25 protein-coding genes and 1 riboswitch are annotated in these 24,711 nt (G+C 36.5%); of the genes, 10 read left to right on the plus strand and 15 right to left on the minus strand.

From position 1 onward, the window contains the following. Positions 1-197: 197 nt before the first annotated feature. Complete coding sequence (locus QUG14_RS12005) at positions 198-1,067, minus strand: Cof-type HAD-IIB family hydrolase (protein ID WP_289340772.1); 870 nt, start codon at positions 1,065-1,067, stop codon at positions 198-200. Positions 1,068-1,194: 127 nt separating this feature from the next. Next, entirely contained in the window at positions 1,195-1,542 is a 348-nt protein-coding gene (locus QUG14_RS12010; RefSeq protein WP_289340773.1) for a YlbF/YmcA family competence regulator, read from the minus strand. A 179-nt stretch (positions 1,543-1,721) separates the two neighbouring features. Here QUG14_RS12010 and QUG14_RS12015 point away from each other — a divergent pair, with 179 nt between their 5' ends. The 8 genes from QUG14_RS12015 to QUG14_RS12050 all read left to right on the plus strand — a co-directional run bounded on the left by QUG14_RS12015 (position 1,722) and on the right by QUG14_RS12050 (position 9,345). Beyond that, entirely contained in the window at positions 1,722-3,083 is a 1,362-nt protein-coding gene (locus tag QUG14_RS12015) for a YheC/YheD family endospore coat-associated protein (RefSeq protein ID WP_289340775.1), read from the plus strand. Between the two features lie 150 nt (positions 3,084-3,233). Next, positions 3,234-4,187, plus strand: coding sequence for a YheC/YheD family endospore coat-associated protein (locus QUG14_RS12020; protein ID WP_289340776.1), 954 nt, complete (start codon positions 3,234-3,236; stop codon positions 4,185-4,187). Beyond that, complete coding sequence (locus QUG14_RS12025) at positions 4,165-5,535, plus strand: YheC/YheD family endospore coat-associated protein (protein WP_289340777.1); 1,371 nt, start codon at positions 4,165-4,167, stop codon at positions 5,533-5,535. Before QUG14_RS12020 ends, QUG14_RS12025 begins: the two co-directional genes overlap by 23 nt. Next, positions 5,526-6,587, plus strand: a complete 1,062-nt coding sequence (locus tag QUG14_RS12030) for a YheC/YheD family endospore coat-associated protein (protein ID WP_289340778.1) — start codon at positions 5,526-5,528, stop codon at positions 6,585-6,587. Before QUG14_RS12025 ends, QUG14_RS12030 begins: the two co-directional genes overlap by 10 nt. 78 nt (positions 6,588-6,665) lie before the next feature. Next, entirely contained in the window at positions 6,666-6,875 is a 210-nt protein-coding gene (locus QUG14_RS12035) for a YheE family protein (protein WP_289340779.1), read from the plus strand. Between the two features lie 55 nt (positions 6,876-6,930). Continuing rightward, positions 6,931-7,116, plus strand: a complete 186-nt coding sequence (locus tag QUG14_RS12040; protein ID WP_289340780.1) for a hypothetical protein — start codon at positions 6,931-6,933, stop codon at positions 7,114-7,116. Positions 7,117-7,234: 118 nt separating this feature from the next. Further along, positions 7,235-8,149, plus strand: a complete 915-nt coding sequence (locus QUG14_RS12045) for a PucR family transcriptional regulator (protein ID WP_289340781.1) — start codon at positions 7,235-7,237, stop codon at positions 8,147-8,149. 86 nt (positions 8,150-8,235) lie between these two features. Further along, positions 8,236-9,345 (plus strand): ABC transporter ATP-binding protein, encoded by a 1,110-nt coding sequence (locus tag QUG14_RS12050; RefSeq protein ID WP_289340782.1) that lies wholly within the window; start codon positions 8,236-8,238, stop codon positions 9,343-9,345. Between the two features lie 53 nt (positions 9,346-9,398). Here the strand turns inward: QUG14_RS12050 and QUG14_RS12055 are convergent, their stop codons facing one another. After that, the gene (locus QUG14_RS12055) at positions 9,399-9,641 is read right to left on the minus strand and encodes a hypothetical protein (RefSeq protein WP_289340783.1); all 243 of its coding nucleotides are present in this window, start codon (positions 9,639-9,641) and stop codon (positions 9,399-9,401) included. Between the two features lie 366 nt (positions 9,642-10,007). Here QUG14_RS12055 and QUG14_RS12060 point away from each other — a divergent pair, with 366 nt between their 5' ends. Next, positions 10,008-10,211, plus strand: coding sequence for an alpha/beta-type small acid-soluble spore protein (locus QUG14_RS12060; protein WP_289340784.1), 204 nt, complete (start codon positions 10,008-10,010; stop codon positions 10,209-10,211). 88 nt (positions 10,212-10,299) lie between these two features. On the opposite strand, the gene fumC is transcribed toward QUG14_RS12060, so the two are convergent. The 12 genes from fumC to thiT form a co-directional block, all read right to left on the minus strand. Further along, complete coding sequence (gene fumC, locus QUG14_RS12065) at positions 10,300-11,679, minus strand: class II fumarate hydratase (RefSeq protein ID WP_289340785.1); 1,380 nt, start codon at positions 11,677-11,679, stop codon at positions 10,300-10,302. A 292-nt stretch (positions 11,680-11,971) separates the two neighbouring features. Continuing rightward, positions 11,972-13,987 (minus strand): ABC transporter ATP-binding protein, encoded by a 2,016-nt coding sequence (locus QUG14_RS12070; RefSeq protein WP_289340786.1) that lies wholly within the window; start codon positions 13,985-13,987, stop codon positions 11,972-11,974. Positions 13,988-13,991: 4 nt separating this feature from the next. Further along, the gene (locus QUG14_RS12075; protein WP_289340787.1) at positions 13,992-15,740 is read right to left on the minus strand and encodes an ABC transporter ATP-binding protein; all 1,749 of its coding nucleotides are present in this window, start codon (positions 15,738-15,740) and stop codon (positions 13,992-13,994) included. 323 nt (positions 15,741-16,063) lie between these two features. Then, positions 16,064-16,264: a sigma-Y antisigma factor component gene (locus tag QUG14_RS12080; RefSeq protein WP_289340788.1), complete on the minus strand. Its 201-nt coding sequence runs from the start codon at positions 16,262-16,264 to the stop codon at positions 16,064-16,066. Then, complete coding sequence (locus tag QUG14_RS12085) at positions 16,257-16,607, minus strand: YxlC family protein (RefSeq protein ID WP_289340789.1); 351 nt, start codon at positions 16,605-16,607, stop codon at positions 16,257-16,259. The genes QUG14_RS12080 and QUG14_RS12085 overlap by 8 nt, the downstream gene beginning before the upstream one ends. After that, positions 16,561-17,118 carry an RNA polymerase sigma factor SigY gene (sigY, locus tag QUG14_RS12090; RefSeq protein WP_289340790.1) on the minus strand — a complete coding sequence of 186 codons (558 nt, stop codon included), beginning with the start codon at positions 17,116-17,118 and terminating at the stop codon, positions 16,561-16,563. Before sigY ends, QUG14_RS12085 begins: the two co-directional genes overlap by 47 nt. A 130-nt stretch (positions 17,119-17,248) precedes the next feature. Further along, the gene (locus QUG14_RS12095) at positions 17,249-19,279 is read right to left on the minus strand and encodes a transglycosylase domain-containing protein (protein ID WP_289340791.1); all 2,031 of its coding nucleotides are present in this window, start codon (positions 19,277-19,279) and stop codon (positions 17,249-17,251) included. Between the two features lie 136 nt (positions 19,280-19,415). Further along, positions 19,416-19,871, minus strand: a complete 456-nt coding sequence (locus QUG14_RS12100; protein ID WP_289340792.1) for a helix-turn-helix transcriptional regulator — start codon at positions 19,869-19,871, stop codon at positions 19,416-19,418. Positions 19,872-19,976: 105 nt separating this feature from the next. Next, positions 19,977-20,132 (minus strand): FeoB-associated Cys-rich membrane protein, encoded by a 156-nt coding sequence (locus QUG14_RS12105; protein ID WP_289340793.1) that lies wholly within the window; start codon positions 20,130-20,132, stop codon positions 19,977-19,979. A gap of 18 nt (positions 20,133-20,150) precedes the next feature. Then, positions 20,151-22,157 (minus strand): ferrous iron transport protein B, encoded by a 2,007-nt coding sequence (feoB, locus tag QUG14_RS12110; protein ID WP_289340794.1) that lies wholly within the window; start codon positions 22,155-22,157, stop codon positions 20,151-20,153. Continuing rightward, on the minus strand, positions 22,157-22,381 hold the full coding sequence (locus QUG14_RS12115; protein WP_289340796.1) for a FeoA family protein: 225 nt from the start codon (positions 22,379-22,381) through the stop codon (positions 22,157-22,159). Before QUG14_RS12115 ends, feoB begins: the two co-directional genes overlap by 1 nt. Positions 22,382-22,518: 137 nt before the next feature. Further along, positions 22,519-23,094, minus strand: coding sequence for an energy-coupled thiamine transporter ThiT (gene thiT, locus QUG14_RS12120; RefSeq protein ID WP_289340798.1), 576 nt, complete (start codon positions 23,092-23,094; stop codon positions 22,519-22,521). Positions 23,095-23,225: 131 nt separating this feature from the next. After that, a riboswitch (TPP riboswitch) is annotated at positions 23,226-23,332 on the minus strand. A 120-nt stretch (positions 23,333-23,452) separates the two neighbouring features. On the opposite strand from thiT, the gene QUG14_RS12125 reads away from it, so the two are divergent. Then, positions 23,453-24,586 carry a histidine kinase N-terminal domain-containing protein gene (locus QUG14_RS12125; RefSeq protein WP_289340799.1) on the plus strand — a complete coding sequence of 378 codons (1,134 nt, stop codon included), beginning with the start codon at positions 23,453-23,455 and terminating at the stop codon, positions 24,584-24,586. The last annotated feature ends 125 nt before the right edge of the window (positions 24,587-24,711 follow it).

Consider the following 24,711-nt stretch of genomic DNA (forward strand, 5'->3'; position numbering starts at 1 on the left):
TATGAGTGACCACTCTTTCTTCTTTTTGCAGTTTCCAGGCTCTCATAACCTCTATGAGTGACCGCTTTTTCTTCTTTTTGCAGTTTCCGGGCTCTCATAACCTCTATGAGTGACCGCTTTTTCTTCTTTTTATTATTTTCGGGCTCTCAACTCAACCGTAAAAGACATCACCGCAGGTTTCGATGATGTCCGTTAATTTACTTTTTAATAATGTTCATTTTTCTTAAAAACTCGATTGGTTGTTGCTTTCTGAAGTGTTCTTTTACCATATACGCGACACCGTGCTCATTTTTTGATCTAGTTACCCAGTCAGCTGCTCGTTTCACTTCAAAGTCGGCATTCCACATGGCCACGCCTAACCCCGCTGCCTCAATGGCAGCTATATCATCTAATCCATCGCCAATGACGACCATTTCCTTTAACTGAATACCGAGTTGGCTTCCTAGAAAGGTTAGACCCTTCAATTTTGACACACCTGTTGGGACAATATCTAGCCGCAATCGATCAAGTTGGATGGTTTCAACTTCATTAAACATCTTTTCCATAGCCTTTTTCGCATCCTGAAGATCACTTTCCTCTTCAAAATAAACCTCGATTTTGGGTGGTGTAACAGGTTGATCATGTAAGTATTCACTTAGTGACGAAACAAACTGCTGCGAATAAAAAACAGGATCTCCTGACGTAAAAACGGTTTTTGCTAATAAATTATTATTTAATTTTAACCTATTTGCAAGTGAAAATTGCTCATTTACCAGCCTAATTTGACACGGCATTCCTTCTAAGAAACGAACTGTATCATACGTGACATTTTCATTTATTCTTTGAACAAGATTCTGTTTATCTTGAATGTTAGCAATAAATGCTCCTTGATGAGTAATCAGCGGGTTTTTTATTTTTAATGCCCTTGCAACCTTCTTGGCTGAGGGAAAACTTCTGGATGTCATAAGCGTTACATAAATTCCCTTTTGCTGAACATACTCAATGGCTTCCTTTGTTGACTTATGAATTTTTCCGTTACTCTGTAATAGAGTTCCATCAATATTTAATGCAAGCAAACGATAAATCATTCCGTAAGCCCCCTGTTCTTGGTGAAATTACCCTTATATCACTTTTATGATTTTTTACCTAAAGATAGAACAAGGGGGAAGAAAAGAAAAAACTCCCGGAAAAAACCGGAAGCTTCTTGTTAGCGTATTATATATTTCCGTAAAGTTCTTCTAGGGGTTTCATTATCACTTGGTTTAACTCGCCAATGATCATGCTCATTCGCTGTTCTGCTTGCATAAGTCGGGCAATTTTTTCATTTTGTTGTACAAGTCCTACCGTTGCCTGCGCCTGCTGGACCTCTTGTTCTGATATTTCCTGGCCCATCATTTGTTTTTGTTGTAGATTCATTTGAATTTGACGGAAGTTATCAAACATATTTTTTGCTGCTGGATCAGCATTTATTTCAAGATACATTTGCTGTAAGTGTTTATATTCGTCACTTTGACGAATTGCTTTTTCTAATGCATAGGCTGCATCGTATAAATTAACGGACATTTATTCCACTCCTCTAAACAATAATCTTCATAACTATAACAAACTATGTTTGTAAATGCGAGGATGTTCAACTAGGCAGCAATTATCTATCACAAACCATTGGGCGATAACATACGATACCATATCAAAGAATGCCTATTTCGAAAAAACACATATTCGCCAATAAATGAGGAGTGACTATGCCCCTAATCACAATTGTTCCTATAAAAATAGCAATCAAGACAGATTTTTTTGTCCAGATGTCCTCACAACTTTTTAAACAACTGCAGTTTAAAACAGATGAGATTAAGATTTCTATAGGAAAGAAATTAGTGAAGGTAAAAATAAGAACGGTTGAGATGACTCCTAACGAGATTCATTTCCCCGAAAATCTATTTCAACTTTTTTGTTTACCCAGTCAACGCTATAAACTTCATGCTATTTATAAGGAAGAAATGAACTCACTATTTTTAGGTCCAATCATTGGTCTGGTAACAGACTTTAAGCATAAAAAAAATGAAGAACCCTATTTTCGTTCGATCCACAATTTTTGTGAAGAACTTCATCAAGGTCTAACGGAGAATGGAGGTTTCTTATACGTATTTTCTTATCAAGATTTTTCAGATAAGGGATATTTCTTTGAAAGTGGAAACTGGAAGTCTGCGACTCTCCCTCTTCCTAATGTTATTTATAATCGTATTCATTCTCGTAGAATTGAATTTGGTAAAGAATACCATTTATTTCGAAGCAGGCTTACTGAGTTGAATATTCCTATTTTTAATGATCGCTTTCTTTCCAAATGGGAAGTCCATGAGCACTTAATTCATGAAAATCACCTGCATTCCTATATACCTGATACGAATCTTTTTACAAAAGATAATCTAGCAGTATTTGCAGAAAAATATGAAACTGTTTTTATTAAACCTGTACATGGAAGTCAAGGAAGAAATATATTCAAACTAAAAAAAGAAAATTCCCATTTTGTATTAGAATCTTCTATTAGGAAGCAATCAGAAAAAGAGGAAATCAACCTGTCCTTTGAGGAGATATATCCGTTTATTAAACCTTTATTAAACAATAGAATTTATATTATTCAGCAAGGAATTCCCCTCCTTACCTACCAAGATAGAGGAATGGACTATAGAGTATTGTGCCATAAAAATCCGCAAGACAACTGGGTTGTTACTTCAGTAGTTGCCCGGATTTCGGCAGAGGATGAGTTCGTGTCGAATATTGCCAGGGGCGGAGAAATAATGACTCCACTCAATGCCTTAAAAGATTCTATGAGTATTAGTGATGCAAAGTGGCTAATTGCCCAAATGAAAGAACTTGCCATTGAAACGGCTCTGATTATTGAAAGAAAGTCGTCCGGAATAACCGGAGAACTTGGGATCGATATTGGAATCGATCAGGTTGGTAAACCTTGGCTAATTGAAGTTAATTCAAAGCCCTCTAAAAACTTTGAAGATGGTCAAATGAAAATAAGACCTTCAGCTAAAGCGATTATCCAGTTTTGTACAAAACTTGCATCGGATTCAACCTCAGAAATGGAGGATTCATAGATGAACACCTTTGGAATTATGACCTTAAATCTAGAAAGTGAAGCAGCGTATATTAATGAAATTGCTGCCCGTAGTCATTCTTGCGGTATGGAATGTTTTCATTTTCTACCTTCAAATATTAATCCTCTCACCACACAAGTTCTAGGGAGAGTGTTTGATGCAGAAAAACAATGTTGGGTAGAAGATGAGTTTTCAATTCCTTCTCTTATCTATGATCGCTGTTTTTACGGGGATGATGAACACTCAAAGCAGTGCCTCCCAATTGTTTCATGGCTAAAAAGCAGAGATGATATCACTTTTTTAGGTTTTGGATTACCAAATAAACTGGAATTATATGAAACATTACGTAATTCTGTTTTAGCGCCTTACCTCCCCCAATCACTGGCTATAGAAAATTGCTTACAAGTTGCCAACGTCTTAAATAGACAGAAAAAAATCATTATTAAACCAATAAATGGATCCCAAGGTTACGGGATTTATTATTTAAAGAAAAATGATAAAACCATACATGTCAAAACGGAAAAAAACAAGAAAATCATCTCAAGAATATTTCCAAATGAAAAAAAGTTATTTCAATGGCTCCAACCATTAATTAGTTTTCGCCCATACCTGCTACAGCCCTATCTTGAACTGTCTAATGCTTCTTCACAGCCGTTTGATCTTAGGATTCTCTTACAAAAAGATGAACAAGGTTCTTGGGTTGAGCGGGGAAAAGGGATTCGTATGGGTAATACTGGTGGGATTCTTTCAAATTTAAGCGCAGGTGGTTCAGTCATTGACTTTGCCACTTGGTCCTCCACCTTATCATTAGCCAGCAAGGAATACATCTTAACTGAATTGAATTTTATTACAACCAACCTCCCGCATGTACTGGAAAAAGAAATTTTACCTTTATTTGAGATTGGTATTGATATTGGAGTCGCCAAGAATGGCGCTCTTTGGATTCTTGATGTGAATTCAAAGCCTGGGAGAAAAGTAATCGTAAAAACTCAGCCAGATATACAAGAAACACTATTCTATGCTCCCCTACTATATGGAAAATATCTTGCTCAGTCTGATCATAGAGAAAGGAAGAGCTACTATGAGAAAACGTTATACAATTGAAATTGCTGCAAACAACAATTTAGTTGTTTATTGTCCTCAAGAGCTCTTGAAAGGGAAGGAAATAAATAAAATTGCATTTGGGTCGAAGGCCATCGAAGTTGACTTTAGACCACACCCTAAGAAAAACAATTGTCTTGTAATCAGCAAAGAAATTCAAAAACTCTTATATTTTCCTGATTTTGCAATCAAACTTCATGTTTTTATCGAACATCAAGTTCTCAATATTGGACCACTTGTTGGAATATTTACAGCGGGCTTCACTCCATTCCCACTCCGTCCGATCGGCGATCGAACGAACTTTTTTTCGAAACTATTATCAGTAAAAACAAATGTAGGTGCCATCCCCTTCGTGTTTGGAGAACAGCATATTAACTGGGAAAAGGGTACGATTAATGGATATTTGTTTCATGAAAACAATTGGCAAACCATCGAAGTACCGTTTCCACACGTTATCTATGATCGACTGCCAAACCGCAAAACAGAAAGGAATCCTAAATTAGTTAAGGTGAGAGAGACTCTGCAAAGGGATTATCTAATCCCCTGGTATAATCCCGGTTTTTTCAGTAAGTTGGATATTTATGAAAGATTGCAGCAGGATAATTCAGTCGGTATTTATTTGCCGGAAACACATCCATTTACATCTTTTTCGCTGCTTGAACAAATGCTTTCCAAGTATGGCCACATTTATCTTAAACCAATAAATGGAAGTTTAGGCTTAGGTGTTCACCAAATCCTTTATGATAAAATTCAAGACGAGTATTATTGCCGTTATCAGGACCGAGAGGGTGTGAATCGCCTGCAGAAATTTTCTTCATTAGAAGGTTTGTTTCGAACTGTTTTGGGTAATCGAAATCTAGACAAGATGATTGTTCAACAGGGCATTCACTTACTTCGCCAAAACCAGCGGCCCATTGATTTTCGCATACACACGAATAAAGATGATTCCGGTGAATGGCATGTTACAGCCCTAGCTGCAAAAATAGCTGGTCGAGGCAGTGTAACTACCCATGCCCGAAGTGGCGGCGAGGTTAAAACTTTAGCAGAAATTTTCCAGCAGGATGAATGTAAACTTTATACAGAAAAGCTTGTGAAGGCTGCTCTTCAGTTAAGTAACAGTTTAGCGAATAATATGGAAGGCATAATTGCTGAGATTGGCTTTGATTTAGGAATTGATAAACATGGTGACGTCTGGTTATTTGAAGCCAATTCTAAACCAGGGAGATCTATTTTTAGTCACCCAGAACTTAAGGCTTTTGATAAATTAACATGTAAGTTATCTATGTCCTTTGCGATTTTTTTGACGGAACAATCCATTCTATACCCAGAGGATGTTATAAAATGGTCGTAATCAATCCATGGAGCAAAAGAATGGTTCCCGTCATTGGAATTTTGACTGCACGAAAAAAGGATGGCACAATTGCTGGGAATGGATCCCTATTTATCGAACTTCAAAAAAAGCTTATTTCACTTAATGGAATAAGCTTTATCTTTACTCTGGATGGGGTCCAAGATGATTCAATCAATGGATTTATCTTTAATCCAGAAAAGAATAGTTGGGAACAGATAAATTCTCCTTTTCCCGACCTTGTTTACAACCGTATCCCCTTTCGAAAATCGGAGGAAGCATTAAAAAGAAATCCTTTTTTTACCCACTTGAAAGAAAAGAATATTCCTTTTTTTAATCCAGGATTTATAGATAAATCTGAACTATACCATCTCCTAAAAAACCACCCATATCTCCATTCTTTTCTTCCTGCAACCATCCCAGCCAATGATAAACATAGACTTAGATCTTTTTTTAACCAATTTCATTCGATTTACTTAAAACCTGCACAGTCGGCAAGAGGAAAAGGGATTTATATTTTAGAACAGGATACAGAGAATACTATTCTTCTAAGAGGAGTAAAAGATAATAATCAGTTCATTTCCTTTGATCATTTCTGGATTGAATGGGAAACCATACTTAAGGAGAATAACTATTTGGCGCAGGAGGAAATAAAATCCAAGACCTATGATGGAAAACGGTTTGATTTTCGAATTCTTGCCCATGCAGAAAATGATCATTATATGGTTACCGGAATTGGGATTAGACAATCTCAGATGCAGGAAATAACCACTCATATACCTTCAGGGGGAAAACTTTTACCTTACCAGCTTTTACAAACGGAGGATCAGGATCTGTTTATTCAAACCATTGTCGAACAAATCGGTCAAGCACTATCTGAACAGTTTGGCTTTTTTGGTGAATTTTCAATCGATCTTGGTATCAGTCAAACGGGTAAGTACTACATCTACGAAGTCAATTCAAAACCGATGAGTTTTGATGAAATTGAAATAGAAGAAAGAAAAATTGATCATCTCTGCCGATTATTCCTGCAGCTCACTGGATATCAGGACTAACAAAAAATTATGCTGGAATGTATATTGTTTTTCTCGTAAGCTAGAAATAACCACTAGCACAAAAGGGAGATGTTATTGATGCTGTCACACTTTCAGTATAAGCCGTTATTTGAAAATAAAAGTATTCCGGGTTGGAATTTTTCTTTTTACTATAAAAAACAAAGATATTCAGGTATATACCATCAAACGGGAAAAATTGAATGGACAGCCAAAACTCCTGAACAGGATGACAAGGATACTTTAACCAGCCAAATTCATGAGCTAATGCTTTTCCATGTTTATGAATGATTCCACTGAATGAAATAATGCCCTTTCCACAAACTAAAGAAAAACTAGGAAAGGGATGATAGCTGTGAATGAAAAAAAAGACTTGGCGTTTGAAGGGAAAGATAAAGTTTATTTAGATATTGACCGAATAATTAACGAGGGTTTGTCAGGTGGATCGGTTCATTCTCGCCATGACACAACAAATATTGAAGAAGCACGAAATTTAACAGAAGAGGAACCCCCTTCAAAATTAAATGATTAAAGTAAGAATAAGGCTTACACAGTGAGGAAATCACGTGTAAGCCTTTTTATTTTCAATGGTAAAATAAATGCTATAATGAGTACATTATTTTCTAAATAAAAAAATGGAGAAGTGGACCTTGCTAAAAAAAATCATGCCCCTATATAAAAATTCGATTTTATATTCAGAAAAGCCCAATCATATCTCTGATAAATTTTACATACTTTTTGACGAATCTGAGCGGAATTGGCTTGCTATTCCAAAAATAAATCTAACAGAAAGAGAATTAAACCTTCTTCAAATGCTTTATGAACTAGTGAATATTCCTTCTATGGCATTAACTTCATTATCAAAAAAATGGTATGAGTTTTTACTATCGAATGGATCCATTCCATCACAAAATTCAGAAAGTCATTTTCGATTCATTCAGTTTCATATTAAAGGTCATGGGGTTGACCAAGAAGAAATTGAATCCGCCATTAAAGGTTTTTTTTCGGATGAAGTTCAAATTATTTGGGAGGATATCCATAGCGGAATAGTTATTGAAGAAAGCAGACAACTATCCCTTACCGAAAGCGAGCTAACTTCCATTGCTGATACATTGGAAAGTGATTTTTATGTAAAAGTTTCGTTCTATATCGGTAAACTCTACCCATTCTCCAGTCATTTGCGCACACAATTTCAACAAGAAAAAGCGTATTTTGAATTTGCGAAAAAAAATCTAACAACCACTAATATTATGACGTTCGAAAAGATTTTCCCAGCCTTTGTTGCATTTAATCTACCTGAACACATTAAAGATAAGGTTAATATTGAGCTTTCAAATGTGTTTACAGAGGATCCCGAATTATATTTAACCATAAAAGTCTTCCTTGAAAATAACCTGAATGCAAGTCTAACAGCAAAAAAATTGTATATCCATCGTAATACACTTCAATATCGATTAGACAAATTTATTGAAAAAACCGGAGTTCAGTTGAAGGACTTTTACGGTGCATTTACAGTCTTTTTAGCATGTTTGTTATATGAACTGGACAATGTGCACAAAAAATAACTTTGGAAGTTTGTGCAGTGTGTCCATATTGTTTGAAAACCTTTTCATGTAAACTAAAGTCAATCAGAACAGGGAGGGTTTTCAAAATGGCAGAATTAAAATTAGATCATATTTACAAAATTTACGATAATAAGGTAACAGCGGTTACAGACTTCAATCTACATATTCAAGATAAGGAGTTTATTGTATTCGTTGGTCCTTCTGGCTGTGGTAAATCAACAACTTTACGTATGGTTGCTGGTCTTGAAGAAATTTCAAAAGGTGACTTTTATATTGACGGAAAAAGAGTTAACGATGTAGCTCCTAAAGACCGTGATATCGCGATGGTATTCCAAAACTATGCCCTTTATCCACATATGACAGTTTATGATAATATGGCTTTTGGATTAAAACTTCGTAAGTTTCCAAAGGATGAAATTGATCGTCGTGTAAACGAAGCAGCAAAAATTCTTGGGTTAGAAGCTTACCTAAAGAGAAAGCCAAAAGCCTTATCTGGTGGTCAACGTCAGCGTGTAGCATTAGGCCGTGCGATTGTCCGTGACGCAAAGGTATTCTTAATGGACGAGCCACTTTCAAACCTTGATGCAAAACTTCGTGTAGCAATGCGTGCTGAAATTGCAAAACTACACCGTCGTTTAAACACAACTACTATTTATGTAACGCATGACCAAACAGAAGCGATGACTATGGCTTCAAGACTTGTTGTTATGAAGGATGGTCTAATTCAACAAGTGGGAACTCCAAAAGAAGTATATGAAAAGCCTGAAAACGTATTTGTTGGCGGATTTATCGGTTCTCCTGCAATGAACTTCTTCAACGGTAAACTTGAAGATGGCAAGTTTGTAGCTGGCAAAACTTCTATCGCTGTTCCTGAAGGTAAAATGAAAGTTCTTCGTGAGCAAGGTTATGTTGGAAAAGAAATTATCCTTGGTGTTCGTCCTGAAGATATCCATGATGAGCCTGTATTTATCGAAGCATCTGCTGGTACAAAAATTACAACGAATGTAGATGTTGCCGAGTTAACTGGTGCTGAATTAATGGTTTACTCTAGTATTGATGGTCAGGACTTTGTAGCCCGCCTGGACTCAAGAGCTGACATTCACCCTGGTGATACATTAGACCTAGCATTTGATTTAAACAAAGGTCATTTCTTTGACATTGAAACTGAGTCTCGTATTCGCGTGGCTAACGAATAAATTAAGCACAAAAAGGTCCCGTTTTTAGCGGGACCTTTTTTACATATGTATTTCTATTCTTTTATAAAGATTACTTGATCTTTTTGGCAGGATGGACATTGATAAAGATGCGGGCATTGTCCCCCTGAATTACTGTCCGGAAACCCATCTTCCATCTTCATTAAATCAATTTCCATGTACGGACTGTAATCATCATAGTAATCCATTAACCGTCCGCTATCCATCATTTGTTCCCCGCAATGGGTACATACTAGATTTACTTCACGTAAACCGTTGCATATTGGGCATATTGACATTTCTATTCACCCTTTAAGTTATTGTATAGAGTTAGTTTGCGTTACTATTTCAGCACTATGTAGAGGAATCAATTACCAGTAAAAATAATTGAATAAGTTGTCCATTTTTAATCATAATAAATATTACAAAGCAAGCAACAACCTTACATCGATGGGTTACCAAGTGATCAGGAAATTTCCTTCACAACTAAGGGTCAAAAGCCGGTGCAAGTCCGGCTAACCCAGCCACACTCTATTAACATGAAGCAACTCCAATATCTAATAACTTTTTAAAATGGGTTAGGCCATGGTGGCAATGGTTATCATAACCAGAATGGTTCAATTCCATACTGACCCCAAAATTATTAAGAGGAGTGTTATTCAACTATGGCTAGTAACAACAACTCTAATCAACTTTTAGTACCAGGCGTTCAACAAGCACTTGATCAAATGAAGTATGAAATTGCAACAGAATTTGGTGTAAATCTTGGTGCAGACACAACTTCACGTGCCAACGGATCTGTTGGAGGAGAAATCACTAAGCGTCTTGTTGCAATGGCAGAACAACAACTTGGCGGATTCCAACGCTAATCTTTAAGAAAACACAGTAACAAATAAATAATATGGCTTAAGCCCCTTCCATTATCGGAGGGGGCTTTCATTTTACTTAAATTTAGTTCTATACCATGTTTTCGGGCTTCATCCACTTATCAAATTGCTCCGACGTCACATAGCCTGTTTTAACGGCGGCTTCTTTTAATGTACTATTTTCTTTAAAAGCAAGTTTGGCTATTTCCGCCGCTTTTTCATAACCGATATAGGGATTTAGTGCTGTTACCAGCATTAAAGAACGTTCCACATGCTTATTAATGACTTCGATGTTTGCCTCTATTCCTATAGCACAATTTTCATTAAAAGAACGCATGCTATCCGTTAGAAGTGCAATCGATTGAATTAAATTATAAATAATCACCGGTTTATAAACGTTTAATTCAAAATTCCCCTGGCTCGCTGCAAATCCAATTGTGGCATCATTCCCAAAGATTTGGCATGCGACCATCGTTAATGCTTCACTTTGTGTTGGATTTACCTTTCCTGGCATGATAGAACTACCAGGTTCATTAGCAGGGATCATTAACTCACCGATACCACTTCGTGGTCCACTGGCAAGCCATCTGACATCATTCGCAATTTTCATTAAATCTGCTGCTAACGCTTTTAGAGCACCATGTAAAAATACGATTTCATCATGACTTGTTAATGCATGAAATTTGTTTGAGGAAGCTTTAAATGGATAACCAGTAAATAATGCAATCTGCTCTGCCATTTTATCTCCAAATTGAGGATGGGCGTTTATTCCGGTTCCAACAGCGGTGCCGCCAATTGCCAGGTCAAGTATATAGTTGCTTGAATCTATGACCATTTTTTCTGACTTTTCAAGCATTGCCCTCCACCCGCTAATTTCTTGACCTAGTGTCAAAGGGGTTGCGTCCTGTAAATGGGTTCTGCCGATTTTGACTATCTTAATAAAGTCCTTTTCCTTCTTTAACAGGGTGTTCTTTAACTCATTAATAGCTGGAATTAATTCCTCAGTCATTTTTATGTATGCAGCAATATGCATGGCCGTAGGAAAGGTATCGTTAGAGCTTTGTGACATATTCACATCATCATTTGGGTGAACTTTTTCTGAACTTCCCTGATTCCTTAATAATTCATTTGCTCGATTGGCAATGACCTCATTCACATTCATATTGGTCTGTGTGCCACTACCTGTCTGCCAAACAGCAAGCGGAAAATGCTGGTCATATGCTCCATTAAGGATTTGATCACAAATGGTATTAATAACGATCATCTTAGTCTCGTCTATTTTACCTAATTGATGGTTAACTGTCGCTGCTGCTTTTTTTACAATAGTTAAAGCATACACAACATCTAAGGGCATTTTTTCCTTGCCAATTTTAAAGTTTTCCCTGCTGCGTTGTGTTTGTGCTCCCCAATATTTATCAATTGGGACCTGAACCTCACCGAGTGTATCTTTTTCCAATCTAAACTTTTCCATAGCTATCCCACCTCTCTACTTTCTTTTTGCAACTATATCCTTATTCTTATTCATTTTCAGCAAAAAAAAATGCAGACATTATGTCTGCACCTAGTGTTTAACGATTATATAACCTATATAATACGAAAGAATTAAGAAACTACCAATTACATTTACGATTGAATAATCTTCCATTTAATTCCACCCCTTTATTATGTAGAGCTTAAACACATTTAAAATATCATAATAAGGGGATTTTACCTGTGATAAAAGTAACAGGTTATCAATATAAAATCGAATTTTTTGTGAACAATCAACCTGCTAGGATGGCATTCCCTTTTTGAAGTTCATACATTTGATAATATTTTCCGTTTGCTAACATCAATTCCTCGTGTGTGCCTCGCTCGACAATCTTTCCGCGGTCTAGAACAAGAATTAGGTCAGCATTACGAATCGTAGATAACCTGTGCGCAATAATAAACGTAGTTCTTCCTTTTTTCAAGACATCCATGGCTTCTTGAATGATTGCTTCCGTTTCGGTATCTATACTTGATGTTGCTTCATCTAAAATTAAGATAGCTGGGTTAAAAGCTAGTGCTCTAGCAAAGGAAATTAACTGACGTTGTCCGCTAGAAAGCGTACTGCCTTTTTCAATAACAGGTTCATCATAGCCATTTTCTAAGTTCTTAAACACCTTTTCTGCCCCAACATCCCTTAAGGCCTTTTCGACCATTTCTCTTGTTATCGATGGATCATTTAGGCTCACATTGGAGGCAATGGTACCCGTGAATAAATATGGATCCTGCAAGACAATTCCCATATGATTTCGTATCGTTTGGCGGGGAATACTTGTAATGTCCTTACCGTCAATTAAAATCTTTCCTTTTTGACAATCATAGAAACGGAAAAGCAAATTCATTATGGAGCTTTTACCTGAGCCCGTATGTCCGACAAGGGCAACAGTCTGCCCCTGCTTAGCTTCAAAATGAATATCTTTTAAGACATATTCACCCTCTTTGTACCCAAAAGAAACATGATCAAATTCAACATTGCCTTTAAAGCGGTCTATTCGTTCTGGGCTTACATTTTCACCTGGTTCATCCATTAGTTGAAATACTCTTTCACCAGCAACTAGGGCTGTTTCCAAATTAGCTAATTGATTGACAATCCCTTGTACTGGCTGAAAAAGACGATTAATGTAATCAACGAAAGCATAAAGCACACCAAGAGAAATGACGGAAGCAGGATTTAACGATTGACCCCCAAAATACCAAATGAAAGCAACAAAAACGAGATTTCTAAGGACACCGACTAAATTATGAGAAGTTAAAGCATTCAGGCTTAACAGCTTATTTTGATAGGTAAAATGTTCGGTATTAAGATTTTCAAACTCCTTTTCTGTATCCTTTTCCCTACGAAATGCTTGAATGATACTCATTCCGCCAATTGATTCATTGATTGTCGCATTAATATCACTAATTCGAGAACGAATAACATGATTGTATTTTGAAGCGAAAAAGCGGTAAAATTTCATCCATGCATACAGAATCGGTAATAATACTAAACAGATTGCTGCCAGCTTCACGTCTAAAATAAACAGCGCTGCATAGATTCCTGTGATATAAATGGCACTCGTAAAAAATTGCGCTAATACTGTTACATATAGCTCGCGGATTGCTTCCGTGTCATTGGTAATCCTTGCTACCACTTTTCCAGCTGGAAGATTGTCAAAGTATTGTATCGGAAGTCGTTGGATTTGTCCGTATACATCTTCCCGCATTTTTTGAATAATACGATTGGCTGACTTCTGCAGTAAAAACCGCTGGCCATATTGAAAAATCGCGGAAACTACTAATAAGCATAGATAAATTACTAGCAGGGTAATAATCCCTGGAATCTCCAGCTGATAAAACGCCATTAACTCTTTCGTCGTAAGGACTTGTGCGTCATATTCCGCCTTTTGGCTATCCTTTTGAACCGTTAAAACACCTTCATTAAAAGTTCTTTTACCATCGAATTCAAGGTCCCCTTCGACGATGACAAACTTTGCAGCTACCTGCAGAATTCTTATTTCATTGCCCTTTTCCTCACCGTCGGAAAAGTTTTTTTCTTTTTTATAAAATTTCCCTTTATATTCTGCAGTGTTTTTTTCATTACTAGTTTCATTCCAAACCGATTCAATCCCTAATATGTGAGTATCGATAATATTTTTTGCGATGAATGGACCAGCCAAATCGGTAACAACGGAAATGGTCAGCATAACTAGTGCTGCAAGTATAATTTTTTTATAATTTAAGGCATATTTCGTTAACCGCCGGCCTGTGCTCATGTTGTCACCCCTCCTCCAAATTATTTTCTACTTGTTGGCGTAAATATTGTTCTTTATACCAGCCCTCGATTGAAAGTAATTGTTCATGTGTACCTTCTTCAATCACTCTGCCTTCATCCAGAACAAGGATATGGTCTGCGTGCCCAACGGCTGACATTCGGTGGGTGGTGATAATCGTTGTTTTGTGTTTGCGTATATCACGGATATTGTCAATAATTCTTTTTTCTGTTTTAGCATCCACCGCTGATAAGGAGTCATCAAGAATAAGAATATCAGGATTTTTTATGAGTGCCCGGGCTATTGAAATTCTTTGCTTCTGACCGCCAGAAAGGGCTACACCCTTTTCACCGACTAGTGTTTCCAAACCTTCAGGGAGCATTTCTAAGTCTTTCCGGAAAGCAGCTAAATCAATAGCCGTATCCAACTCCTCGTCACTTGCTTCCTTATTCCCAAATAAGATATTCTCTTTGACACTCTTTGAAAAAAGAACATGGTCTTGTGGAACATAGCCAATCCACTTGCGGATCTGATTTACAGTCTGCTCTTTGAGTGGAACTTCCGAGATGGACAGTTCTCCTAAACCTAGAGGATATTGTCGTAACAACTGTTTGATAAGAGTAGTTTTGCCACTCCCTGTTTTTCCGACGATACCCAGTGTCTGACCTTGAAGCAATTGAAAGGAAATATCGATTAAATTATCGTCTTTTGAAGACGGATAGCGAAAGCCCACCTGTTTAAAATCAATTCTGTCAGCACTTTCGACCTTAATAGGCTGTGAAGGCTGCTCTACTGTCTCTTGGAAAGCCAGTGTTTCATTTACTCTGTCCAGGGAAGCATTTCCCCTTTGCATAATATTTATTAACTCGCCTATTGCAAACATCGGCCATATTAACATTCCTAAATAGACATTAAAGGCAACTAGGTCACCTAAGGTTATCGCCTGATTAAAGACTAAATAAGCACCATATCCAAGGCCAATCATATAGCTTATACCAACCAGTATTTTTACTGTTGGATCAAATAACGAGTCAATCCTTGCCACCTTAATATTTTTATCATAGACATCTTCTGTTAATTGATGAAATCGTCTGCCATCTTCCTCTTCTTGGACATATGCACGAATAACCCTTACACCAGCAACTGATTCTAGTACTCGATCATTTAATTCCCCGAATGAATCCTGTGCGTCCATGAAGCGTTTATGAATCCTATTTCCATATATTTGCATGATATAAGCCATAATTGGCAGTGGGAGTATGGCTGCAATGGTTAGCTTCCAGCTAATTAACAGTCCCATTGTAATAATTAGTGTAAGCATCCAAACACTAGAATCAACTAAAGTTAATATCCCAAAGCCTGCGGTGATCGAGATTGCCTTTAAATCATTTGTTGCCCTTGCCATTAAATCTCCAGTACGATTCTTCTCATAAAATGTTGGAGACATCCTTAACAAATGTTTCATAAATCTGGATCTAAGCTTTCTTTCAACTAGAAAAGCACCACCAAACAATTTATACATCCACACATAAGTGATTCCATATGAAGAAACTATGATTAGGAAAAGATAGCCTACATATTTAAATATTTTTCCATTATTCATTTCGCCAAGATGAATATCATCAATTGCCATCCCTATTAATTTAGGTGGAACTACATCTAGAATCCCAACTAGAATTAATAAGGAAATTGCAATAACATATCGTTTCCAATATTCTTTAAAAAACCAACTTAATTTCTTTAACACCGAAAACATACCATTACCCCCCTTGTAAAAAAAACAAAAAAGGCATACCGCAAAAGAGTGCAGTATGCCTCAAAACTAAAAAAAGAGACAAAAAAACACACGTTACGTACGAAAAAGAACGCAACCTGTGTTGTCATTATCCATTAATAAAATAGACTCTCTAAAAAAGGGAAATAGTGGAACAGGTTACATTCAAATATTCAGTTGCTGATATAGTTCTGTGTAAAACAATCATTTTGTAACCCTCCATTTCCTTTTTTTACATCCTTTGTTAGATTATCACCAGTTTATTTATATGTCAATTCCTATTTTTCAGAATTTTCATCTATAATTTATTCAGTCTTCTTGCGAAAGATTTTACGAATAAATAGTAAATAAAATAGTGTTGGCATTGGAGCTTGAATAAGACCGACGATTCCCCATAACCAATAGTTATGATTACGTTTCCGAGCATCTAAAAATAAAAAGATGCTTTGCAGTAAAAGGATAGCTGCAACCATAATTATTACAGTGGGTGATAATTCATTACTCATTGATTTTCACCTTCTTACGAAACCCAGTAACTGTATAGAATGCAATAAAAACCGGTGTAATGATTTGAATGAGGATAAAAACAACCGGCATTTGATAAAAAGAAACGATGATTCCACTTAATATCAATAATGCAATCATAATAAACAAGGATAGTTCCTTCATTAACTTTTTTCTGCTATTTTCCTTCTCCGTAAGGACTATTTTTTCAAACCATTGTAGGTCCGGAGTATAGACAGGGAATTGATCAACCTTGCTTAATCCTTCTTGCAGCTTGTGAATAGCATCCAAGTCATGTTTATTTTGTTGTTCGTTTTCGAGTATGACGACCTTCTGTTTCTTCACCTAGTTTCAGCTCCCTTCTTACTGCCAAAATTCCATTATGTACTCTTGATTTCACCGTTCCAGAGGATATTTTCATCCAAGCCCCAATCTCATCATAGGAGTATCCATAATAATGCTTAAGTACAATGGGCACCCGAACATCTACGGGTAATTTACCTAATGCCTCCAAGGCATCGTTCCATTCCTCATTCCGGCTTTCAAAATGCCATTTTAACTTACGATAAACTTCTTCTTGTCCTTTCCATTGGATTTCTCTCTTTTGCTTTCTACATTGGTCTATATAGGCATTAGTAGCAATGGAAATCAGCCAAGTGGAAAATTTACTTTGACCATTATAAAGATGAATTTTTTGTATACATTTTGCCATTGTTTCTTGTGCTAGTTCCTCTGCAATATCTGGATTCATTGTAATTTTCATTAAATATTTTACAAGGAATGGATAATTTTCTTTAAACAACATGGCAAATGCAAGATGATCCCCTTCTTTGGCACTTTTTATTAACGGATCCATCACGCGTTTCCTCTCTTTCCCCCATCTACCCTCTTTTTGTCATTTATGTATTAGACGTGTATGTATACAATTCGTTCATGAAGTATTTAAATTGTATCACAAAAGGCGCGAATTTCTTCGCGCCTTCCTCTTAATAATTCAACTTAGGACCGATTCTTTTCCAACGCTTTTCCCACTTTTCTTTTTGTCTTCGCCATTTTTCCTCCCATTTTTTTGCCCCGTCATTAAAATGTTCTTCCATACTTTTACCTTTTTTGTCCTCCTCCTCCTTCTGCTTTTTATCAATTAACGTGTCAATATGCGGGACATCAAAGCTCGTTGCTGGAGTATCCTTTAATACTTCTTTCATAACTTCGCGAAACACTATCGCTGCTCCCGCACTGCTTGTTGTTTTCAAGTAATGTTTTTCATCAGTTTTATCGTACCCTACCCACACCACACCAACTAGTTGTGGTGTGTAGCCTACAAACCATTGATCTTTTACACCTTTAACTCCTTCAATTGGCACTTGTGTTGAGCCTGTTTTTCCAGCAATTTCTCTTCCTGGTATTCGAGCTGTTTTTCCGGAACCATGTTCAACAACGCCAAGAAGCATCGTGTTGATCTGATCTGTCACATTTTTTGATGTGACTCTTTCCTTTTTTTCCTTCCACTGGGCAACTGTATTTCCCTCTGCATCCACTATTTTTTTTATTACATGTGCTTTAATCCGAACGCCATTATTCGGGAAGACAGAATAAGCCTCAGCCATTATCAATGGAGATACTCCTTCTTCTAATCCACCAAGTGCTAGTGATAGATTACGATCTCCCTTTTCTAGTGGTATACCAAATCGCTTGGTTGAATCTATTCCTTTTTCAATCCCAATTTCGTTTAATAACCAAACTGCTGACACATTTTTTGAATCCTTCACTGCTTCATACATTGGCACTTCCCCAGCATACTCATGATTGTAATTACGAGGTTCATATTCGCCAAAGCTCATTGGTTCATCCTTTAACATATCTGTTATTTTCCATCCATTTTCGAGTGCAGGTGTATAGACAGCAAGCGGTTTAATCGTGGAACCAGGCTGTGCCTTTAATCCCGTCGCACGGTTATAACCTCTAAAGGTATGCTCCCCTCGTCCACCAACAATTGCTCGAATGCCACCTGTTTTGGGATCAACTAATATGCTTCCGCTTTGGACAATTTGGTCGTTCCCCTTCGGAAATACACTCTCTTTTTGATAGGTATGTTCCAAGGCATTCTGCATAGAAGGATCAAGTTCGGTATAAATTTGAAAACCGCCTGTTAGTAATTCATCCTGTGATAGATGGTATTCCTTAATCGCTTCTTCAAATACTTGATCGACATAGTGAGGATACTTCCCGCGAAACGGATCGCCGCCTTTATTATTTAAGATTACTTTTTCATTTATGGCTTGCTCATATTGTGGAGTCGTAATAAAACCTTGATTCTTCATTTGTAATAAAACTAGATTTCTTCTTTGTGCGGCTTTTTCCATGTGATGATATGGATTTAATGCAGAAGGCGCTTTTATTATACCTGCAAGCAAAGCAGATTCGCTTATTGATAAGTCCTTGACCTCCTTAGCAAAATAATTTCGGGCTGCATGCTTAATTCCCCAAGCACCATCACCAAAATAAATCTGGTTTAAATACATTTGAAGGATTTCTTGTTTGCTGTATTGTTTCTCAATTTTCATGGCTAAAAATACTTCATCTACTTTTCTCTTTAAGGTTTTCTGAGAGGTGAGCAATGTGTTTTTTGTTAATTGCTGTGTAATGGTACTTCCGCCCTCTACCATTCCACGAGCTTTTATATCCCGAATAAGTGCCCTTGTTATACCGATATAATCAACACCGTGATGTTCATAAAATCGGTGATCCTCTATGGCAATGACTGCATTTTTCATTGAGTCGGGAACCTGACTAATGGAAATACCTTCATTTTTATTGGCTGATACTTTACTTGCAACCTCTCCATTCAAATCATAAAATACCGTGGCTTGAGGAAGTTCGTTCTTCAGTGAAGAAATATCCGCATCCATCGAATAAGCATATAAAATGCCGAGAAAGCCCAAAACTAAAAGAGAAAACGAAAGAACCATCACTTGGTTCATATGCCATCGCTTCCAATTATTCACTACCTTTTTCATAACTGCCTCCTAAAATGGAAAAATACGAGATGAAGGACATCATTTTCTTTTTCCCTAAAAAGGGAAAAATTAACCATTTATTGGATATAAAAAGAAAAAAACAATCGAGTTATGAGTCGATTGCTTGTTTTATACCTTATTCATTTTTTGTTAATTCCTTAAAACGTATTTTCGATTGTTTTTCATCAAAACTACTATAGATCCGATAATGTTTATCATCCAAAATTCGAAAATGCTTGCTTAGAATATTTTGCTGAAGGATAAGTCCGTTTTTTCTAGAGACTTCACGCCACCAAATTCGTCCTCCAAATGTTTTCATTCTCCGATAGTCTATTCCTTCCCGCGCAACTGTCTCCAAAACTTCAAGTGGTTCATTCCCAAATAAAAACTGAACACTTTCCGTTTCTCTAAATAAAGCACAAATTGTGACAACAGTAGACCAGCCCGCTAGAACTCTCCCTTTTTCAATCTGAACCAAGGTTTTCTTTGATACACCAATGATTTCTGCCATTTTATCCTGGGTATACCCTGCTTCTGTACGAATTAATCGCAATTTATCTGAAACGAGCCTAATGATTTCTTCTCTATTCAATAAAAACCCTTCCTTCAATACCTATTAGTGTAATTTTACACAACTTCTATCATATTGAAAAGAAAAAAACTGCTAACGTCTTAAGGATAGCAGTTTTCAAGGTTTTTATTTTGGTGGAATTCCACACTGGCTTTGACCCGAACAGGACTTTTCAAGATCACATGCCGCACATTTCCCTTTTTTCGATTTATTGATAAATTTCACTAAAGCCCACGTGGCGTAACCAAAAATTGCAGCACCAATGATGAAATTCACTGCCATAAGATCACCTTCCTAATCTTAGACTAATCCAAACAGTATCCCGCCCTGATAAATGACCAAACATAAAATATAGGCAATAAATAAGGCGTAAAGCATTGAAAAGGCAGTCCATTTTCTTGAACCTGTTTCTTTATAAATCGTTGCAGCGGTTGCTAAACACGGAATATATACTAATATAAAAACCATAAAGCTATAGGCAGCAAGCGGTGTGTAGTAATTACTTAGTAACCCTTGCAGGCTCGCATTTTCAGGCACAAAGTAAATAATATTCATAGTTGAAATAATTGCTTCTTTTGCTAAAAATCCTGTAATTAATGATGCTGCTGCCTGCCATGTTCCAAATCCAATTGGCTCTAACAGTGGTGCAAACAAATTCCCTATCGCAGCTAAAAAGCTATCGTCCATATTCACTTTTAATCCACTGGGTCCAGCATACGATAACAACCAAATAAATACAGAGCCAGCAAAAATAAATGTTCCTGCTTTTCTTACAAAACCCTTTCCCTTATCCCAGGTACTTCTCCATAATGATTGAAATTGAGGCAGTCGATACGGTGGCAGTTCAATTACGAAAAGCGATGTTTCTGATTTTAATAATGTTTTCGTGAATATTTTCGCTAGAATTAATGCAATCACGATTCCAAGAACATATAGACTTAATACAACAAGGGCTTTATGGCCGACAAAAAATGCTCCAACAAATAATGCATAAACCGGTAAACGTGCAGAGCATGACATTAATGGTGTAAGTAATATGGTCATTAGTCTCTCACGTGGTGTTTCGATCGTTCTTGCAGCCATAATACCAGGTACATTACAACCAAATCCGATCATCATGGGAATAAATGCCTTTCCATTTAGCCCAACAGACTCCATAATCCGATCCATTACTAAGGCAACCCTAGCCATATAACCAGAATCCTCTAAAAGTGAAATAAAAAAGAAAAGAATAAAAATCTGAGGAACAAAAACTAGTACGCCGCCGACACCCGCTATTAGTCCTTCAATTATTAATGCATGTATAAAGTCTGAAGCGTTGATCGTGCTAAGAAATGTTACAATACCTGTTGTTACTGGGCCAGTTAGTATTCCATCCAGAACGTCAGAAAGTGGCGTCCCCAGCCAATCAAAGGTCAGCATAAACATTAAATACATACATATTAAGAAAATCGGCATTCCTAAATAACGATTCGTTACGATTGAATCAATCTTTTCTGACATTGGTTCAACTGTACGCACCTTTTGAACAGAAGCCGCCAGGATTATTTCTATTACTTCTTTCCTTTTCACATATATATAGTTTGTCAGCGATTTCACATGGTTATTTTCTTGGATGACTTCAGACTCTAAATGAGAGATTAGTGATTCTAATTGACTTGGTTTGATAAGGTTAGAAAGATAATTTTTTACGTATTCATTTCCCTCAAACAGTTGAATGGCAAGCCACCTAGGTGAATGTTCTGTTTTCCCTATTAATTCAATACTTAATTTGGTTATAGCGTCTTCGATTGTTTTTCCATAGTAAACATGTTTTTTTACCTTTGAATGATTCGAACTTGTTGAAATGACCTCAATTAAGCGATCGCAGCCTTTACCGCTCCTTGCTACCACGGGAACGACTGGTACTCCTAAAATCCCGGATAGTTTTTCCGCATCAATTTGAACACCTCGATTATTCGCGACATCGATCATGTTTAAACCGATTAATGCTGGTTTCTCATACTCAAGGAGCTGTAAGGTTAAGTGTAAATTGCGTTCTATTTGAGAAGCATCCAGTATATTGAGCAGTCTATCAACTGGCCCCTCTAAGAAAAAAGAAGTAACAATCCCTTCATCCTTTGATAATGGATTGAGTGAATAAACCCCAGGTAAATCAATTAATCTTCCTATATTATTCTTAAAAACTCCAACTTTCTTTTCAACAGTTACTCCGCTCCAGTTGCCAACATACTCATAGGACCCTGTTAGGTTATTAAACAATGAAGTTTTTCCTGTATTCGGGTTTCCAATAAGGGCAATTTCCATTAAAATCTCTCCACTTCTATTAAGCGCGCTTCATTACGACGAAGTCCAACACACTGTCCACATGATTCAATCATCACAGGTCCTCCAAAAGGCATCACACATTTGACGCAAACTTCTGACCCTTCTGTTATTCCTAGGTCCAGTAACCGTCGCTGTACCATTCGACCAACTTTTGATATATTTACGATTTTACCTTTCTCGCCCACCTTAAATGAACCGAACATCACGATCACCCTTACCTATGTTAATTGAGAATGATTATCTTTATTTATAACCTCATTTTACCATTGAAGGATGGCTGATTTTGTGACAAAAGTTCGAAAAAAAAATAGAAAAGTCACAGACTTTTCTATTTTTCAACCTATATCATTTTTTTCGGTGCAGCACTAATGACAAGAATTACAACAATGGCACTTACGATAAAGCTTGGGAGCATATAGGTTCCATTGTAAAGGAAGGAATAAACAGCAACTGGCTGTCCCTCAGGTGCATACTCGCCAAAAAACACAATCCCTGATAGGACATGGGCAAGATAACGCAGGGCGCTTCCTAGAAACGTTCCTAATAGAACAAATGTAACCCAATTTCTTTTATTATTATTTGCAAGTGAATTCTTTACTTGTGAAGCAAAGATACCCGCTAAACCAACAACTGAAAAAGCAATTCCATAATCAATTATCCCTTGAAGCAATGTGTAAATTTGAGAAAAACCAAGGATGAATTGAAGTAAGCCTAGTAAAAACCCAGATAAGATTCCTCCTTTTATCCCCCAACGAAATGACATTAAGAAGATTGGAATCATTGCGATTGATATCGAACCGCCTTGCGGCCAAATCTTAAAGGACAAAAGACCCGATATAAAATCTAACAAATAGGCTAGTGCTGAAAATACTGCTACTTCAACTAAAAACAAGGTGTTATTACGTTTTTTCTCCATACATGTTTCCCCTTTTGTGTTTGTATTTTGGAGAACGTTCGATAGGTATACTCCTATAAATTAATATGGCGCCTTTAAAAACAAAAAAACAATGCAGTCCGTTTTAGGATTGTCTGCATTGTTAGCTTTTAATAGTTGGCAAACCACATCCCTACGCTAGCGTTAACTAACAGGTTCATAGGGTCAGAACTCGAACGTTCACTCTCAGCCGCCAAAAGCAGCTCCCCCTGTGGAAATATTTAATTCGTTTTCTCACTCGAATATACTATTTTTTTTATACTTTTACAAGGAAAAACTTCCATTCATGGTATAATCGAATTAACTATTCTTATTCGGCAATGCATAGGAGGATCCAGTGATGTTATCTGAAGGACGAACTGAGTTAATAGACTTTTTTGATAGAAATAGAGAGAGTTTGGTACGTGAGTGGGAAAATCAAATAGTAATATCTAACGGAGATCCCTATAAGGAAAAAATACGTCTCAATGGGATAGCTATATTTAATATTGTTCTATCTATGCATACCATGAGTGATCAAGAGTTGTTAGAGATTATACAAAAACACGCACTAGAAATTTCTGAAGAAAGAGCCCTCGCCAATATAAATATTGGAGACTTTGTTTATAATGTTAATCTTGGTAGAACTGTGTTATATAGTTACCTTAGTAAATCTGGTTTACAATGGTCCGACCTTCAGGAATCAATTAATAAGATAAATTACTGTTTTGATAAATTTCTCTATTATGCAGTGACCCATTATACAGAAGCAAAAAACAAAATCATTGAAGAAAAAACAATGTTTATTGATTCAACACATCAGGACCGTTTAACACTTCTCGGACAAATGACATCAAGTTTCATCCATGAATTTAGAAATCCACTTACGTCCATACAAGGGTTTATTCAACTTCTTAAGGCAGATTATCCTAATATGAAATATTTAGAAATTATTTCTAGTGAGTTAGAACAACTTAATTTTCGAATTTCGCAATTTTTACTTCTTTCAAAAAAAGAACTTATTGGAAAGGAAAAAGAACAGTTTCATCTTAATAAATTAATTGATGAAGTCTTAAATTTCTTATATCCTAGTATTCTTGACGGTAAAGTGAAGATTAAGAAAGAAATAGCAGATGAGATTACACTCTATGGATATGCTGATGAAATGCGACAAGTACTCATTAATATTATTTTTAATGCAATTGACGTATTAAACCATTACAGAAACCCTAATCCAACCATTGAGATCAAAAGCTATCTAGATAATAATACACATGTTATTCTATCCATTTCCAATAATGGTCCAATGATTCCTTCTGAATTAAGTAAAACCATATTCGAGCCCTTTTTTACAACAAAAAAACTTGGTACGGGTCTCGGTCTATTTGTTTGCAAAGAAATCATTGAAAAACATAAAGGTGAACTAACTTGTTCTTCAACGCCAGAAATTACAATATTTACAATTAAATTACCTATATCAGCGTCTCCTTTGTAGGAGACGTTTATTTGCAATACTTATTTTTGAAAATTAATAATTTTCTGATTCATACTAACAGGACTTTTTTCATAAAATGTTTATACCCACTAATATACAAACTAGAACGTTTGACTGTACAGTTG

Origin of the sequence: Neobacillus sp. CF12, from assembly GCF_030348765.1 — a bacterium.
Taxonomy (GTDB): domain Bacteria; phylum Bacillota; class Bacilli; order Bacillales; family Cytobacillaceae; genus Neobacillus.